This is a genomic window from Xenorhabdus miraniensis, assembly GCF_002632615.1.
Genome location: NZ_NITZ01000028.1, coordinates 1 through 17,328, shown reverse-complemented (window position 1 = coordinate 17,328; position 17,328 = coordinate 1). Strand labels below are relative to the sequence as shown.

The following is a 17,328-nucleotide window of genomic DNA, read 5'->3' as shown; positions in this document are numbered from 1 at the left end:
AGAATAAGTGATGTTTTATATTAATCACACTGAACTTTTATCGCCAAACCACCACGTGAAGTTTCACGATATTTCGCGTTCATATCTTTACCTGTTTCATACATGGTCTCGATAACCTTATCGAGCGAAACACGGGGTTCGCTGGTACGGCGAAGTGCCATGCGAGCGGCGTTAATCGCTTTGACTGAAGCAATTGCGTTACGCTCAATACATGGAACCTGCACCTGTCCTGCAACAGGGTCACAAGTCAGGCCGAGGTTATGCTCCATGCCAATTTCTGCTGCAATGCACACTTGCTCAGGGCTTGCACCCAGTAATTCAGCAAGACCGGCAGCAGCCATTGAACAGGCAACACCAACTTCTCCCTGACAGCCGACTTCAGCGCCAGAAATAGAAGCATTCATTTTATACAAAATGCCGATTGCACCAGAAGCCAGGAAATAACGGGTGTACAGTTCCGGTGTTACTGGTTCAATGCAGTGGTTGTAATAGGCCAGAACGGCTGGCACGATACCACATGCGCCATTGGTTGGTGCGGTAACAACACGACCACCCGCGGCATTTTCTTCATTGACGGCCAATGCAAACATATTGATTAAATCAACAACATTCATTGGGTCATTGGATAATTTGTTAGATGATGTCAGCATACGGTGCAATGCTGCTGCACGACGAGGGACGCGCAATGGGCCAGGTAATACACCTTCTGTGTTCAGGCCGCGATCAATACAGGCTTGCATGGTTGCCCATATATCGGCGAAATACTCAGCAATCTCTTCTTTGCTGTGCAAATCTAATTCGTTTTTCATCATCAAGCCAGAAACGGACAAACCTGTTTTGTTACAGTTCATCAGAAGTTCTGCTGCTGAACTGTACGGGTAAGAAACAGGTTTAGTATCCTGTGGTGGCTTGCCGAAATGTTCTTCATCAACAATAAAACCACCACCGATAGAGTAGTAGGTTTTGCTGTGGATTTTTTCATCACCAGCGAACGCATGAATTTGCATACCGTTTTCGTGCAGTGACAGATTATCGCTACGGAAGTTCATACCGCCATCGCGAGGAAAATCGACTTCATGTAAACCATTTGCCAGTGGCAAACGTTGAGTTTGCTCAACATCACGTATAAAACCCGGAATTGAATCAATATCAACAGTTGCTGGCATATTACCTGCCAAACCCATGATGATAGCGATATCCGTATGGTGACCTTTCCCGGTTAATGAAAGTGAGCCGTATACATCAACAGCTACACGCGTGATAGAGGACATTACCCCCTGGTTTACAAGATCATCGACAAATTGTTTTCCTGCTTTCATAGGACCAACAGTATGAGAGCTGGATGGGCCAATACCCACCTTAAACATGTCGAAAACGCTAATCACGCCAGACTCCTTTAAGAAGAAAGAGATATAGTTATTTATATTAAAGCGCGCTACTTTACTGTTATTTAGTAGTGTTGATAAAGGAGTTTACAGTTTTTTTTTAATTATAATAGCAATTGATATGATTATGGATAAGTAATGCACAGTTTTATGGCATTTTATGTTCTATTCAGAATATTTTTTGAACTTGTTGTGCAAGCCGATAAATAATGGCTGCGGTTAATCCCCAAATCATTTGCTCTTGGTGCCAATAAAAATAGACGCGGTGATGTTGATTGCGACGTTTTATGTCCAGATGCCGGTAGTGAGATAGGGAAAGTGCATCAAACAGCGGAACCTCAAAAACTTTTGCCACCTCTGCTGGATTGGTTCGAAAAGAAACCGGAGTGGAGATTAGCCCAATGACTGGAGTAACACGATAACCCCCGCTGCTATCCAAAGGGGCTAATTGCCCCAGGATCTGTACCTTGTCTTGCGGAAGGTTGACTTCTTCTTCGGCTTCCCGCAAAGCGGTGGCGATAAGTGAACGATCTTCAGGGTCAGCAGCTCCGCCTGGAAAAGCAATTTGGCCCGCATGAGAACGAAGATTCTGGGAGCGTTGAGTCAATAAAAGCGTTGGTTCTGGCTTACATATAATCGGAAGTAATACCGCAGCATTCCGTTGATTCCCCGCTAAATGCGGAGATTGAGAAGGAAGTTGTAATTGAAACCGATGAATGAAGTCAGAAAGCGAAGTCATGGTATGTGAAGCTCTCCTAATTGAGGTAAAATTCGCCCGAGTTTATCAAATGTTTCCTGATACTCTTTTTCAGCAATGCTATCTGCGACGATACCACCTCCAGCCCAACAGTAAATTTTTCCTTTTTCTGTCAGTAAGGTTCGGATAGTGATATTGCTGTCCATTGTACCGCAGAAACTAATATAGCCAACAGCCCCGCAATATCCATGCCTGCGGTGTGGTTCCAGTTCTTCAATGATTTCCATCGCGCGTATTTTGGGCGCTCCGGTAATAGAACCTCCCGGAAAACAGGCACGAAGTAAATCGGTGGCATGATACTCATCAGGCAACTTTGCTGTAATGGTACTGACCAGATGGTGTACGGCCGGAAAAGGCTCGACAACAAATAATTCAGGAACTTTGACCGAACCGGGGCGGGCAACCCGGCCAATGTCATTTCTCAATAGATCTACAATCATCAGGTTTTCAGCGCGATCTTTTCGTGAATTCGCTAATTTTTCAGCCTGTAATTGATCTTCTGCGGGGTCTTGCAATCGTGGCAATGTTCCTTTGATTGGGCGAGTCTGGATTTGCTTATCTTCCAGTAAAATAAAACGTTCAGGTGAAACGCTGATAATGCAGTGTTCAGGTAAGCGGATAAAGGCAGAAAAAGGCGCCCGATTACTTTCATTAAGTTGAATGAATGCCTGCCATTCATCTCCCTGATAATCAGCATGGAAACGTTGTGATAAATTGACCTGATAGCAATCACCATCCCGCAGATAACGATGGATATGGGCGATTTTTTCGTGGTATTGCTGTTCTGTCATATTGGCGTGCCAATGACTTGTCAGGGAAAAGGGGTTATTCTTTTTTTCCCTCTGTGATTCTAACCATGCCAAACGCTTATCGATATCGTGATAACTCAGTAAAGTCGCTTTTTGTTGCTGGTGGTCGATAATTAACGCCCAATCATAGATGCCAATAGCCATATCAGGAAAATCTAGTTCATTGGCAGCGATTGTCGGCAACTTTTCAATCCGTCGTCCAAGATCGTATCCCCAGAGTCCTAATGCTCCTCCCTGAAAAGGTAAGTCAGGATCAAATTGCGGGGTGATATGACAGGCTTGAAGGGATTTTTTTAATAAAAAGAAAGGATCTTCCTGAGAAAAGGACGTTTCGCCATCATGATTTATTTCTGTAGATTCTCCATGAGTAACAAATGTTGTCACTGGCTCGGCGACTAAAATATCAAATCGATTATGTGGATGTTCGGCGGCTCCTGAATGTAACAACATTGCCCAGGGAGATGCAGAAACAGGTGCAAAATAGTGGGTAGCGAGATCGGGAGAATAAGGTAATTGTCGTTTTTGTAGTGCAATTTTCATGATGGAATCAGTGTTGGCGGTTGGCAATTCACGATAAATAACATATTAACTCGCGGAGATTATCACAGAATCCTACTCCTGACTTGAGATAAAAAAGATTATAATCTTCGGTTGCCATTAATTGTTATGTCAGGTTTGAGGTTATAACTATGTTTTCAGGTATGCCAGCATTATCCCATGAAGAGCAGCAAGTTGCTGTAGAAAGGATCCATCAGCTCATTTCAGAAGGAATGGGAAGTGGGGAAGCTATTGCCATCGTTGCTCAGGAATTGCGCGAAAAACATCAGAATAATGAACAGATCCATGTTCTGTTTGAGGACGACGAAAAATAGTCGCAACGTGTTTTTAACAAAAATCACATAATTACTTTCTGCGACATGTTAATTTATCGCAACTTTTAATCCATATTATTTGGATGGTAATAGGAGGTAATATGAAGACAAGTCAGTTTATTCAGCGAATTGGGTTATTGAGTGCAGGGGTGTTGCTTTCTGTGTCATTTACGGCGACAGCCGTTGAGAATGAGCGCGTAGCCAAGTTTATTTCTTGTAAAAACTTAACCAAAGATCAAGTTGCAGCGCAGGTTAAGCAAGATTTTTTACAAAACCGCATTAATCGCTGGAATGAGGACAGAAAGCAACTCGGAACGTCAAAACCAATTGCATGGGTAAATGTCAACGATATTACTGGTGATGAAAACGCATTACAGGTTCCACTTATTGTCCGTGGTTCAAAAAAAGACAAAAGTTACAATGTCACAATTGATTGCCAAAAAGAAACTATCAATTATAGTGAAGTAAAGTAATTAAATAGTTTGTCATACTATCTTTGAATATGGACGGGATACCGGGAAAGTATCCCGTTTTGTTTGAACAGAGAGAGGGCCTTATGACGGAACAACGGAAATTCTATCCCGCTTATGATGCGTATCAAACAGGGTATTTAAATACCGGGGATGGGCACCAAATTTATTGGGAATTGTGTGGTAATCCGAAAGGTAAGCCTGCGGTATTTATTCATGGCGGCCCTGGAGGTGGTATTGCAAGCTATCATCGTCAGTTATTCGATCCTGAGCGTTATCATATTATGCTGTTTGATCAGCGTGGTTGTGGCCGTTCCAAACCTCATGCCAGTCTGGAGAATAATACAACGTGGCATTTGATTGATGATATTGAACGGTTGCGTAATTTGATGGGCGTTGAGAAGTGGTTGGTTTTTGGTGGTTCGTGGGGTTCAACGTTGTCTTTGGCCTATGCTGAAAAATATCCGGGTCATGTATCTGAATTGGTACTAAGAGGAATTTTTCTGCTTCGTCCCCAAGAATTGAGTTGGTATTATCAGGAAGGTGCTTCTCGTTTTTTCCCTGAAAAATGGGAACGTATGTTATCTATCTTATCTGAAGAAGAGCGTGGAGATGTGATCGCAGCTTATAACAAACGGCTGACGAGCGCTGATCTGCAAGTGCAGTTGGAAGCGGCGCGTTTATGGAGTCTTTGGGAAGGAGAAACTGTGACGTTGCTGCCTTCTGAGCATTCAGATTCATTTGCGGAAGATGAATTTGCTTTAGCATTTGCACGCATTGAAAATCATTACTTCATCAATAACGGCTTTATGGATGAAACTCAGCAGTTATTGGATCATATTGATACGATCAGGCATATTCCAGCCGTCATTATACATGGACGCTATGATATGGCATGTCAGATCCAGAGCGCATGGGATCTGGCAAAAGCGTGGCCAGAAGCGGAACTGTGTATTGTGGAAGGTGCAGGTCACTCTTTTGATGAGCCCGGCATTTTGCACCAATTAATCAAGGCAACTGATAGATTTGTCAGAAAATAGCCGAGATAACCACCCATTCAGTGGTGGTTACCTTTTTTGTCATCTCTTTAACGGCTTTTGGGTTCATAAGGCAAGCGCGACAGAAACCTTGATTGCTGGCGGTAGTGATGCAAACGCTGCTGGAAATATTCTCGCAGATGGGGTGGCTGTGATTGCTCGACAGTATCGGGAATGACAGGCATATTATAGCGCTCTTTAAAAGCAACACCGGATGCTGCTAAATCAACATTGACTTTATCCATCTCATCTTTAGATAATCTGGCTAAGTTATGCTCCATTATGGCCTCTCTGAAAATTTATCTCTTGGGAAGAAAATTAATCGACTCTTTTGGGTTTATCAAGTGGTTTAAAGGGCTTAAAAAAACATCAAATAAATATAAATAATATCAATTCTCATTTCTATTAAAGTTTTTATTTTAAGGTAAATAATTAAATTAAATAAAATTGATTCTTGTTTCATTATATTTAATGAGATTTATTTCTATTATTTATCGAGGATAAAATATTAATTATCAATAAGTTATATATTTTTATTTTATTTTTGTTTTATGTGTTTTTAATTGGCATAATACGCCCAGTTTAATAAATTATTAGGAGGATTGGCTGATGTTAAAACAAGAAATGATCAAGAAATTAAATGAGCAGTTAAATCTGGAATTTTACTCTGCGAATTTATATCTGCAAATGAGTGCATGGTGCAGTGACAAAGGATATGAAGGTGCAGCAGCATTTCTGAAAGCGCATTCACAAGAAGAAATGCAGCATATGCAGCGTTTATTTGATTATTTGGGTGATACTGGTTCAATGCCTGTGCTGGGTGCTATTCAGGCTCCTCCGGTTGAGTTTAATTCTATCTCTGATGTCTTCAATCAGACTTATGAGCATGAAAAATTAATTACAGAAGAAATCAACAAACTTGCTCATGTTGCGATGATGACACAGGATTATTCTACTTTTAACTTCTTACAGTGGTATGTTGCTGAACAGCATGAAGAAGAAAAATTGTTCAAATCCATTCTGGATAAACTGGATATGGTGGGTGAAAGTGGCAAGTCACTGTTCTTGCTGGATAAAGACCTGAAAGGTTTGTCTATGGCACCAAACCACGCTTAAGAGAGCACTAAAGAAATTTGCCTGAACCGCTTTTTTCACCGTAGTTCCCGCTTTTTCGTTTATTTTTGAGGCAGGAATTACGGTTCTTTTCGTTTTTACCCTCATTTTTGCGTAGTGCTTCACAGGTCAGGACATTACCCTTCGAATATCGCAGATTAAACCGATCTTTTGATATAGAATTCCCGTCTTAGTATGAAAAATTCACCTGTATATTAAAGGGTTATCTATATGTCTACTTTTAGTATCCGTTCATCTTGGGCTAAGTTATCTGCTCTTGTTGTTCTTTTTGTCGGCATGTCTTGCCAACAAGCTTTAGCTCATGCGCATTTGAAAGATCAGATCCCAGCAGAAAACACGACAGTTGAAGCTGCTCCGCAAACCATTACTTTGAGTTTTTCAGAGCGTATTGAACTTGGATTCAGTAAAGTAAAATTGACTGGCCCGGAAAAAACAGCGATCAAAACCGGTAAGTTGGAACTTGATCCAGAAACTAAAACCAAACTTATCCTGCCAGTTGAAGGTAAACTCGCTGCGGGAGAATATAGTGTCGACTGGAGTGTACTTTCCGTCGATGGTCATAAAACAAAAGGCGCTTATAGCTTTACCGTAAGATAATGATCTCTCTAGAGGCACTATACGTATTCTGCCGTTTTTCTCATTTTGTCGTCGTCATGTTGATGTTTGGTTTGAGTTTATTCACAGTGATGCTGACTTCTGGTCATTTTTCGAGGCTGATGGGAGAACGGTTAAGGGTTGGAATTCTAATCAGCACGGTGCTGGCTTTAATAACCTCCTTAGTCTGGTTTGTTACTCAGGCAGGGTTAATGGGGGATGGCTGGCAAGATATCTATGTCCCGGGTATTTGGCTGGCTGTATTAGGAACCTCTTTTGGGCAAGTGTGGCAATGGCAGTTATTGGTTGCAATATTTGCTGTTGGTGGGTTATTCCTTTCCAATACCAAGGTCAGAAACCTTCTATTGCTCAGTTGTGCGGTTATCTTATTATCCAGTCACGCTTTCATTGGTCACGCCGCTATGTATGAAGGAAACATAGGGTTATTACTGCAAGCCAATCAGGTTGTTCATTTGCTGAGTGCGGGTTATTGGTTTGGGGGATTATGGCCATTCTTGCTGTGCCTGCAATTTTTGCGTTTGAAGAAAGCACCGGAAGCAAATTTATATCGTGATAGTACATACGTAGTTAATAATACACACGGAATTAATAGTGCATACGGAATTAATGGCACACATGCAGGGGATATAGACAGTAGTAAAAATATTGCTGCTGGTTTATATGCAGAAAGTATGACGGCAATGAGAAAGTTTTCTCTCTATGGGCACTTTGCCGTTTTTCTGGTGATTGTAACGGGAATTGTGAGTAGTGTGATTTTAATTCCGGGTTGGCCGGTTTTTAATCGCGCTATTTCTGAATACCAATCCATGTTATGGCTGAAAATTGTGTTGGTCACTGGCATGGTATTTTTGGCGTTGATCAACCGTTATATTTTAGTTCCTAAATTGAAGCAGAAAGGTTGTTATCAACTGTTGATCATCAATATCTGGTTGGAGATTATTCTGGGAACATCTGCATTATTATGTGTGGCAATTTTTGCAACGCAGCCTCCGGCATGATTCTCTAGTGATTGGTAAAATTTCAGGTACATTAACAGAAAAATTAACGATAAAATCAGATCATGTATCTATAGCCTATTGGATTTCAAGATGCAGCGCGACGGCAAGGGAATGAATCCCCAAGAGCATAGCTCACTATGTGACTGGGGTTATTGAACGCAGCCAACAAAGCGGCAACTTGAAAGACGACGGGTATTCAGGGGAATGATAATGAAACGAATATATTGGGCTTTGCCTTTTTTGCTTCTCTCTTTTCAGGGAGTAAGTTCGCCAATACAAACCATTAGCAAGCTACAATTTGGTAAGCAATGGGCATTTACCCGCGAAGAGGTGATGCTTGATTGTCGCTCAGATGGGGCGCTATTTGTGATAAATCCTAGTACACTAATGCAGTATCCGTTGAATGACTTGGCAACAAAATTGATGAAATCTAATAAAGTTATTGCAACATCATTAGATACAATCCTCTTAGATAATCCAGAAAAACCCAATCAAAAAATGAGCGTAGAGCCGTTCCAGAAAGCGGCATCGGCTTTATGTGATCATTCAAATGATAAAAAATAAAAACTGGTTAATATTTCTAATGTTAATGGTGCCTAGAATACCTAATAAGGGGTAAAACTTGGTAAATCATGCCATGTCAACTACGCTTTAGGTGGTAAGTTGTTCTACGTCTCAATGGCAACTTTTGCGCAAGGCTCTTTGACAGAGCCATTTTCCCTAGGCCGAGTATAGGAGTGAACTCGGCCTTTTTTTGTCTATTATAAGGTGAGAGTGTTTTGACTCTCTTTTCAAGAAATTACCTCATTTTGTTATATATATAATAAGTAGGTGAGAAGAAAACAATCGTTCGGGATCTTGGTTTGGTGTTTTATAATAACAATATGAACAAGAACACGGTTCTGGCTGCAAATTGGAGTGATTTTTAATATAAGCTGTGATATCTACCTGAGTTTTATCAGCAAATACTGGTAAAAAGAATTAAAGAAAATTTAAATTCAGAAAGACAGTTTATATTTTGGGGAAATTGATATTTTGATGGCACATTTTTCTCAGAAATAGTCGGCTGAACTAGGATAAAAATTTTCATGTAAAATTTTTGTTTTTATTTTGTTAAAATTTTATCTGTTTTATAGGGTCTTATGAATAAGAATGAATTTTATAAAGAGCTAACAGACAGCTTGATGGCGCTGCTGTCAGGTGAATATGACTTTATAGCTTCTCTTGCTAACACAAGCGCATTGTTATATGAACGTTTGGATAATGTTAATTGGGTTGGCTTTTATTTAGTGGATGATGATACCCTAGTATTAGGGCCATTTCAGGGTAAGAACGCTTGTGTTCGCATCCCTGTAGGAAAAGGTGTATGCGGAACGGCTGTTGCGAATAAATGTACACAGCGTATTTCTGACGTGCACGATTTCCCCGGTCATATAGCCTGTGATGCCGCTAGTAATGCCGAAATTGTTCTTCCTTTGGAAATCAATGGACAAGTTATTGGGGTTTTGGATATCGATAGCACGGTTTTTGATCGGTTTGACGAGAATGATGAAAATGGCTTGGAAGTGCTGGTGATCAGGCTTTGTGAGCACTTGGGACAATGTGTTGTGTCAAAATATCTACAACAGAATGTAACTTAACATACGTATGACGTGGCATTTATCAGTAACGCTATTATAATGTCGCCTGTTCATGCCTGCGCTGGTTGGCAAAACCGTTGTAATCAGGAAATTTCATGGAAAATCAACCTAAGTTGAACAGTAGTAAAGAAGTTATTGCTTTCTTGGCTGAGCGTTTCCCGCTCTGTTTCGTAGCAGAAGGTGAAGCACGTCCTTTGAAGATCGGGATCTTTCAGGATATCGTTGAGCGTATTCAGAGTGAAGAGTGTTTAAGTAAAACACAGCTCCGTTCTGCTTTGCGTTTGTATACTTCCAGTTGGCGCTATCTTTATGGCGTTAAAGAGGGAGCCCAGCGTGTTGACCTTGATGGGAATATATGTGGCGAGTTGGAAGCCGAACATATTGAACATGCTCGTCAGCAATTGGCAGAAGCAAAAGCGCGTGTACAGGCTCAACGAGCTGAACAGCGTGCCAAGAAACGTGAAACTGAAAACGTATCTGAAAAGAAAAGTGAACGCCCTGTAAGTAAAAAGGCGGCTCCTCGTCGTCAAAAAACATCAGGTGATGGTGAAAAACGTCCATCTCGTTCGCAAAACCGTCTGCAACAATCGCGTAAACCTGCAGATAAAACCACAAAGAAAACTGTACAATCTGAGTTAACATCAGTCACAGACGTATCTTCTTTGAAAGTCGGTCAGACAATCAAAGTAAACGTAGGAAAAAGCTTAATAGATGCTTCTGTGCTTGAAATCGCAAAAGATGGTGTAAGAGTGCAGTTACCTACTGGTTTGGCAATGATTGTACGCGCAGAACACTTAAAGTTCTGATACGGAGGCCAACTTGGGCATGAACAAACTCATTACTTTGGCTTTCGTTTTAGGTCTATCATTTTCTAGTACAGGATATTCAGATACCACTAATGGCAATATCGCCAGTGGTGGTAATAGTGGCAGTACCATTAATAATCACAATGCCGCTGTTATCAGTCTGAGTCAGTTGCCAGATTTAAAACCGGAGCCACAACATTCTACTGTAAGTAAGCGAATTGTTTCACGCTTGCTTCGTTCTCATTATCGCCAATTTTATTTAGATGCTGATTTTTCAGGGAAAATATTTGATCGTTACCTGAACCAGCTAGATTATGGGCACAATGTGTTTCTGGCATCGGATATTGCACAGTTTGCGGCTCAAAAGGGCATGTTAGGAAAAGATCTTGAAAATGGCGATCTGAAGCTGCCTTACGCTCTGTTTAATTTAATGCAAAAACGTCGTTTTGAACGTTATCAATATGTGCTCTCTCGTTTGGAGCAGCCCGTTGACTTAGAAGGGCATGATACGATTGATACAAAACGTACCAAAGCGCCTTGGCCAACGAGTGTTGAGGAACTGAATAAGCTTTGGGATGCCAAGATTAAATTTGATTGGATAAATCTCAAATTATCAGGCAAAAATGATAAAGAAATCAAAGAGACACTGATTAAACGTTATCGGATGTTGATGAAGCGCCTCACACAGACTAAAAGTGAGGATGTTTTTCAAAGTATCATGATGTCTTTTACCCGTGAAATAGACCCTCACACCAGCTATCTCTCACCTCAAGATACAGAGCAATTTAACTCAGAGATGAGCCTTTCTCTTGAAGGTATTGGTGCTGTTTTACAATATGAGGATGAATATATCTCTATCCGCTCATTACTTGCAGGTGGCCCGGCGGCTAAAAGTAATTTACTGAAAGTTGGGGATAAAATCATTGGTGTTGGGCAAGTTGGCAAGCCTATTGTGGATGTTGTCGGGTGGCGTTTAGAAGACGTTGTTGCCCTGATCAAAGGGCCGAAAGGCAGTAAAGTCCGTCTTGAAGTTATTCCAAGTACGAAAGGGGCAAAAAATCATATTGTCACCTTAACTCGTGAAAATATCCGCCTTGAAGATAATGCAGTCAAGATGTCGGTGAAGACTGTCGGCAAGGAAAAAGTGGGGGTTCTTGATATACCGAGCTTCTATGTTGGCTTGACTAACGATGTCAAAGTTCAGTTGCAAAAACTGACTAAGCAAGGCGTTTCCGCGATTGTAATTGATTTGCGTAGCAATGGTGGTGGGGCATTAACGGAAGCCGTTTCTCTGTCTGGTTTGTTTATTACTACTGGTCCCATTGTTCAGATTCGAGACAATATTGGTAAAGTTAAAGAAGAATCGGATACGGATGAAGCAATATATTACAAAGGCCCTCTGGTTGTTTTAGTTGATAATAGAAGCGCTTCGGCGTCTGAAATTTTTGCTGCGGCTATGCAGGATTATGGGCGTGGATTAATTCTGGGCGAACCTACTTTTGGTAAAGGTACAGTTCAGATGCACCGTCTTCTGCACCGGATTTATGATCAAATGTTAGAGCCTGATTGGCCGAAAATCGGCTCTGTGCAATATACCATTCAGAAGTTTTACCGAGTCAATGGCGGCAGCACCCAGTTGAAAGGTGTAACGCCTGATATAGTTATGCTCACAGGTGAAGATCCTAATGAAATAGGTGAAAGCCAGGAAGATAATGCGCTACCTTGGGACAGTATCCAACCTGCGGATTATACTTCTTCGAAAGTGATTTCGGAGTTGGCGACGCTATTGACTAAATTGCATAACAATCGTGTTGCTAGTGACCCTGAGTTTAAATATATCAAAGAGGATATTGCTTATTATAAGGCCATGAAGGAGCGCAATGGTGTTTATTCTCTAAACTATATCCAAAGAGAGAAAGAGAATAAGCAATATGAAGCAACTAAGTTGAATCGTCTGAATGAACGTTTTAAACGTGAAGGGAAAAAACAGCTCAAGTCACTTGATGATTTACCAAAAGATTATAAAGGGCCTGATCCATACTTAGATGAATCGGTAAAAATTGCGTTAGATTTAGCGCATCAGCCTGCTGAAATGGCTATAACGAAATAGTTATAGAATTCGTTATTGATGTAAGGCCGGCTATCAAGTCGGCCTTTTTTATCATATTGTAAAGTTATGTTGATTCTATCGCTTAACATCTTAAAAAACTTGAATAATATGGGCTCAGCCCCCATCTTATGGCCTAACTTTTAGTTGAACTGTTCGATAATTAAAGGAAGCAAATTTATATGATGAGAATAGCCTTGTTTCTTCTCACTAACCTTGCTGTCATGGTAGTGTTTGGAATAATACTTTCACTTACAGGAGTACAGCGGAGTAGTGTTGCTGGCCTCATGATTATGGCTGGTTTGTTTGGTTTTGGTGGTGCTTTCATTTCTTTATTAATGTCAAAATGGATGGCTCTGCGTTCTGTTGGTGGTCAGGTTATTGAAAAACCTTCCAACGAAACTGAAGCCTGGTTGATGGAAACTGTACGTCGTCAATCGGATCAGGTTGGAATTACCATGCCACAAGTCGCTATCTATGATGCTCTTGATATTAACGCATTTGCGACAGGGGCACGCCGTAATGCTTCTCTGGTTGCTGTTAGTACTGGGCTGCTGAACAATATGAGCCGTGATGAAGCAGAAGCTGTCATTGCGCATGAAATCAGCCATATCGCAAATGGTGATATGATAACGATGACGTTGTTACAGGGTATTGTAAATACATTTGTTATTTTCATCTCACGCATCATTGCACAGGCTGCTGCAAGTTTCCTTTCAAGCAGTGATGATGAAGGCGAAGAAAGTAACAGTAATGGCAACCCAATTGTTTATATGGTTATTTCCATGGTGTTGGAGATCGTATTTGGTATTTTGGCAAGTATTATTACCATGTGGTTCTCCCGTTACCGTGAATTTCATGCGGATGCAGGATCAGCAAAATTGGTTGGTCGTGAAAAGATGATTGCTGCGTTGCAACGTCTTAAAACCAGCTACGAACCTCAAGAAGAAGGTCGCATGATGGCATTCTGTATTAATGGCAAATCTAAGAGTTTCAGTGAACTATTCTTATCGCATCCACCTTTGGATAAGCGCATTGAAGCTCTGCGTAGTGGCGAGTATATAAAATAATGCCATAGGCTTCTGGTAAGAAGCTTGAGTAAGCACTTAAATTATTTCTGATAGAAGGCCGGGCGTCATGGTGACTCCCGGCTTTTTTGATCGTGTTTTTGAACATATTGCAAAATTTATTTGATTCTCAGGGAGAGGGGATCTTCATTATGAATGTATTTGAGAGAAAGGAAGTAGGGCAGGAATCTTATAAAAATGCCTCCTTTGAACTCACAGTCAAAGGAGGCCAGTGTTATTTAAGTGGTTTAAGATTTGCTTAATACCACGTTTTCATCTTGTTCAAATATTTTTTTATCAGTCTGTCCCATTAATTGGCTGGTAATTGTACCTGCGGCCATTGCACCATTAACATTTAACGCTGTACGGCCCATATCAATAAGAGGTTCGACAGAAATCAACAGTGCTACCAAGGTAACAGGCAAGCCCATGGCAGGTAAAACAATGAGCGCTGCAAATGTTGCCCCACCACCAACGCCAGCAACACCAGCAGAACTGATAGTCACAATACCAACAAGAGTTGCAATCCACAAAGGATCAAACGGATCAATCCCTACGGTTGGAGCAACCATGACAGCAAGCATGGCTGGGTAAATACCCGCACAACCATTTTGGCCGATGGTGGCACCAAAAGACGCGGAAAAACTGGCAATAGACTCAGGCACACCGAGGCGGCGAGTTTGTGTTTCAACATTCATAGGGATACTCGCCGCGCTTGAACGGCTGGTAAATGCAAATGTCAGTACAGGCCCTGCTTTTTTAAAGAATTTCAGAGGATTAATACCAATAAGTGCCAGAAGTCCGCCATGAACGACAAACATCAAACCAAGGGCAATATAGGAAGCAACAACAAAATTACCTAATTGTGTAATATCTTGGATATTGGAGCTGGCTACAACTTTAGTCATCAAAGCCATTACACCATATGGAGTTAGGCGCATAACTAATCTAACCAGTTTCATTGCCCATGACTGCATTGTATCAATGGCAACGAGAGCTCGTTCACCGCGTTCACGATCATCTTTGAGCATTTGTAATGCAGCGATGCCTAAAAATGTTGCAAAAATCACAACACTGATAATAGAAGTAGGATTTGCTCCAGTTAGATCAGCAAAGGGATTTTTAGGAATAAAAGAGAGAATGATCTGAGGTACACTCATATCAGTAACTTTACCGATATAGTTGGTTTCAATGGCTGATAAACGAGCTGTTTCTTGAGTGCCTTGAATTAGGCCGGCTGCACTTAGTCCAAATAAATTGGCAATTACGATGCCGACTAAGGCGGAAATTGCGGTAGTGAACAACAACGTACCAATAGTCAGGAAACTGATTTTCCCTAAAGAAGATGCTTTGTGCAAACGTGCAACAGCGCTCAGGATGGAAGCGAAAACCAATGGCATAATAACCATTTGTAATAACTGCACATAGCCATTACCAACGATATTGAACCATTTAATTGATTCCTTCACTGTAGGATTGTTTGTGCCATAAATGATGTTCAATGCCAGCCCAAAAAAGACACCTACTGCTAAAGCCACAAGAACCTTTTTGGACAAGCTCCAGTTATTTGAGCCCGCTTTTGCTAATAAAATAAGTAGCGCTACAAAAACGAGCATGTTGATGATGAGCGGTAAATTCATCCCTAGTCTCCAAAACTTTTATACCCTTTATTTGCAAATTGTTGTGTTGCAACCTGCAAACTATTGGGTATAACGATATTTATATGATTTTTATGTATGCCATGTAACCGTGTTATGTGGTAATAGATAACTTTTTATTTTTCAGTCGCTTTTGCTGCCTGAAATTTGTCGGGTACATACCATGAAGTGTATAGGAGAATGGTATCAGCATAAGAACCGTGTTTCTTATAATTAAATGGAATTTAATATAATTATTTTTCACTAACTAGCTTAATTGGTTATATATCCTAATCTATTGCTGTTTTACTTCCTTCGGTTTCGACAGGTAGAAGATATATTTTATTGAGTTATAAGTGCTGTTCAAAAAAGAATAAGAATGGATATAAAAGAAATTTTTATGTTTTAGGGCACCCCACTTTTTCAAATGAGGTGCTGATTTAGTGAAAATACAATCAATTGGCTACTTATAGAGATTCTGTAATTTATCAATTTGCAACTTATCTAGCTGTAATTTATCCAATTGAAATTTGTCTAAATAGCTAGCGAACGAAGATTCAATATGTTGCGGAAGAATAATGGCAATTACTACCAGCAACACAGCGATGAAGCGTTCAGTTTTCTTGCGTTGCTTATCCTTACCTCTAACAATAGGAATACAAAAACGTATTCTTAATGGCCATAAAAGTGGAATACCGGCAGGAGTCAGCATATCAGCAATCAAATGGCTGATATAACCTACAACCATGGCATGGACAAAATCAGTTGGAATAGGCCAGTCAGGGGGTATTTCCGTCTGAAATAAAGTAATACCTGCAATGAGAGCGACTAAACTGTGTGTAAACCCACGATGCCCGCACAGGCGCGCGATTGGAATGGATATAAAACGGAATAATCTACCTAAAGTTGAACTTGGGTGATCAATATCAGGTAGTAATGAAGCCAGAAGTACGCCAGGAAGCATATGTAGCCAATCTCCCTGTGCTATTTCTGGTGTAATTTCTAGCTGGTGAGCCAATACAAGGCTGGCAACGGAAAAAAGAAGGTGCCCTTCTGCTGTCATAACGATTTATACTAATTATTTATGCTGATTGCTGTGTATACGTACAGTTGGCAGTATAGAGGGTTTTGCATAAGGATGATAGGGGGTAAATAAGAAAAATCTTTATTTATCTGGGGCATCTTAGTGGATAAAAAGTGTTTGATATTTGCGCTGCCAGATGTAAGAAAGGTGAGTATTGGGCAGTAGCAGCGCAGCAGCTATTTAGCTATTAAGTCATATTTTCTATTGTTAACTGTTCTAGTGAATTCAATTTAATATCTGCCAATGACCATCGGTGATCATCGAAATGATGAGTAGCAGGAACAACAATAGAACGCATTCTTGCGGCTTTGGTTGCTATCATACCGTTAAATGAATCTTCTAATGTGACGCAATGAATTGGTTCAACGCCAAGTTGGCTGGCAGCCTGCAAATAAACCTCCGGGTGTGGTTTGCTATGAGGTAAGTTAGCCGCAGAAACAACAACATCAAAATAATGTCGCAAGTTGAACAATTCGAGTACTTGCTCAAGCATTTCATGGGGAGATGCCGAAGCCAGACCAATTTTCAATCCACGCTCGCGGCAGAGGTTTAAAGCATGTTCTACTCCGGGTAGGAGAGGGCGGTTTTCTTTAACTGATTGTACGACGTAGTTGATAATACGTTGTTCCACTTCCCTTTTGGAGGGGCCTTGCCAAGGGGATGCCTGATACCATAATTCAACAACTTTATCGATTCGTAATCCCAATGTATCAGGCAGTTTTTCGGCTAATGTCAAATCCAGCCCCAATGCACTGAATACACTTTTTTCTCCCCGTTCCCAATAAGGCTCGGAATCAATGAGTAAGCCATCCATATCAAAAATACGTTTATCTAGTCAGTGCTAATCATTAACAATCACATATAGTCACGAATTTAAAGTTAATTTAATGAATTTTAAATTAATTTTTTT

The 17,328-nt window shown here is 40.7% G+C and carries 18 protein-coding genes; 11 read left to right on the top strand and 7 right to left on the bottom strand.

The features are described from left to right. Window positions 1–20: 20 nt before the first annotated feature. The 3 genes from Xmir_RS19105 to pabB all read right to left on the bottom strand — a co-directional run bounded on the left by Xmir_RS19105 (window position 21) and on the right by pabB (window position 3,491). Entirely contained in the window at window positions 21–1,385 is a 1,365-nt protein-coding gene (locus tag Xmir_RS19105) for an L-serine ammonia-lyase (RefSeq protein WP_099115701.1), read from the bottom strand. 169 nt (window positions 1,386–1,554) lie between these two features. Continuing rightward, window positions 1,555–2,124, bottom strand: coding sequence for a CoA pyrophosphatase (locus Xmir_RS19100; RefSeq protein ID WP_099115700.1), 570 nt, complete (start codon window positions 2,122–2,124; stop codon window positions 1,555–1,557). Next, a complete protein-coding gene (gene pabB, locus Xmir_RS19095) occupies window positions 2,121–3,491 on the bottom strand; it encodes an aminodeoxychorismate synthase component 1 (protein ID WP_099115699.1) in 1,371 nt (456 codons plus the stop codon). The genes Xmir_RS19100 and pabB overlap by 4 nt, the downstream gene beginning before the upstream one ends. A 149-nt stretch (window positions 3,492–3,640) precedes the next feature. Here pabB and Xmir_RS19090 point away from each other — a divergent pair, with 149 nt between their 5' ends. The 3 genes from Xmir_RS19090 to pip all read left to right on the top strand — a co-directional run bounded on the left by Xmir_RS19090 (window position 3,641) and on the right by pip (window position 5,333). Continuing rightward, window positions 3,641–3,823: a YoaH family protein gene (locus Xmir_RS19090; RefSeq protein WP_047962880.1), complete on the top strand. Its 183-nt coding sequence runs from the start codon at window positions 3,641–3,643 to the stop codon at window positions 3,821–3,823. 101 nt (window positions 3,824–3,924) lie between these two features. Beyond that, the gene (yebF, locus tag Xmir_RS19085) at window positions 3,925–4,296 is read left to right on the top strand and encodes a protein YebF (protein WP_099115698.1); all 372 of its coding nucleotides are present in this window, start codon (window positions 3,925–3,927) and stop codon (window positions 4,294–4,296) included. An 83-nt stretch (window positions 4,297–4,379) separates the two neighbouring features. Continuing rightward, complete coding sequence (pip, locus tag Xmir_RS19080) at window positions 4,380–5,333, top strand: prolyl aminopeptidase (RefSeq protein ID WP_099115697.1); 954 nt, start codon at window positions 4,380–4,382, stop codon at window positions 5,331–5,333. A 47-nt stretch (window positions 5,334–5,380) separates the two neighbouring features. Here pip and Xmir_RS19075 read toward each other — a convergent pair whose 3' ends face one another. Continuing rightward, on the bottom strand, window positions 5,381–5,611 hold the full coding sequence (locus tag Xmir_RS19075; RefSeq protein ID WP_099115696.1) for a DNA polymerase III subunit theta: 231 nt from the start codon (window positions 5,609–5,611) through the stop codon (window positions 5,381–5,383). A 328-nt stretch (window positions 5,612–5,939) separates the two neighbouring features. Here Xmir_RS19075 and ftnA point away from each other — a divergent pair, with 328 nt between their 5' ends. The 8 genes from ftnA (at window position 5,940) to htpX (ending at window position 13,700) form a co-directional block, all read left to right on the top strand. Next, complete coding sequence (gene ftnA / locus Xmir_RS19070) at window positions 5,940–6,446, top strand: non-heme ferritin (RefSeq protein ID WP_099115695.1); 507 nt, start codon at window positions 5,940–5,942, stop codon at window positions 6,444–6,446. A gap of 228 nt (window positions 6,447–6,674) precedes the next feature. Further along, window positions 6,675–7,061, top strand: a complete 387-nt coding sequence (gene yobA / locus Xmir_RS19065; RefSeq protein ID WP_099115694.1) for a CopC domain-containing protein YobA — start codon at window positions 6,675–6,677, stop codon at window positions 7,059–7,061. Continuing rightward, window positions 7,061–8,077 carry a CopD family protein gene (locus Xmir_RS19060; RefSeq protein ID WP_099115693.1) on the top strand — a complete coding sequence of 339 codons (1,017 nt, stop codon included), beginning with the start codon at window positions 7,061–7,063 and terminating at the stop codon, window positions 8,075–8,077. Before yobA ends, Xmir_RS19060 begins: the two co-directional genes overlap by 1 nt. Window positions 8,078–8,287: 210 nt before the next feature. Beyond that, a complete protein-coding gene (locus Xmir_RS19055; RefSeq protein ID WP_099115692.1) occupies window positions 8,288–8,641 on the top strand; it encodes a YebY family protein in 354 nt (117 codons plus the stop codon). A 578-nt stretch (window positions 8,642–9,219) separates the two neighbouring features. After that, window positions 9,220–9,717, top strand: a complete 498-nt coding sequence (locus Xmir_RS19050; RefSeq protein WP_099115691.1) for a GAF domain-containing protein — start codon at window positions 9,220–9,222, stop codon at window positions 9,715–9,717. A gap of 95 nt (window positions 9,718–9,812) precedes the next feature. Beyond that, a complete protein-coding gene (gene proQ, locus Xmir_RS19045; protein WP_099115690.1) occupies window positions 9,813–10,523 on the top strand; it encodes an RNA chaperone ProQ in 711 nt (236 codons plus the stop codon). Window positions 10,524–10,542: 19 nt separating this feature from the next. Further along, the gene (gene prc, locus Xmir_RS19040; RefSeq protein ID WP_099115689.1) at window positions 10,543–12,633 is read left to right on the top strand and encodes a carboxy terminal-processing peptidase; all 2,091 of its coding nucleotides are present in this window, start codon (window positions 10,543–10,545) and stop codon (window positions 12,631–12,633) included. 179 nt (window positions 12,634–12,812) lie between these two features. Continuing rightward, window positions 12,813–13,700, top strand: a complete 888-nt coding sequence (htpX, locus tag Xmir_RS19035; protein WP_099115688.1) for a protease HtpX — start codon at window positions 12,813–12,815, stop codon at window positions 13,698–13,700. Between the two features lie 245 nt (window positions 13,701–13,945). Here htpX and Xmir_RS19030 read toward each other — a convergent pair whose 3' ends face one another. From Xmir_RS19030 to hxpB, 3 genes are all read right to left on the bottom strand, one after another. Further along, window positions 13,946–15,337: an L-cystine transporter gene (locus Xmir_RS19030; RefSeq protein ID WP_099115687.1), complete on the bottom strand. Its 1,392-nt coding sequence runs from the start codon at window positions 15,335–15,337 to the stop codon at window positions 13,946–13,948. Between the two features lie 460 nt (window positions 15,338–15,797). Then, a complete protein-coding gene (locus Xmir_RS19025) occupies window positions 15,798–16,397 on the bottom strand; it encodes a metal-dependent hydrolase (RefSeq protein WP_099115686.1) in 600 nt (199 codons plus the stop codon). Window positions 16,398–16,605: 208 nt separating this feature from the next. Next, window positions 16,606–17,232: a hexitol phosphatase HxpB gene (gene hxpB / locus Xmir_RS19020; protein ID WP_099115685.1), complete on the bottom strand. Its 627-nt coding sequence runs from the start codon at window positions 17,230–17,232 to the stop codon at window positions 16,606–16,608. Between the last annotated feature and the right edge of the window lie 96 nt (window positions 17,233–17,328).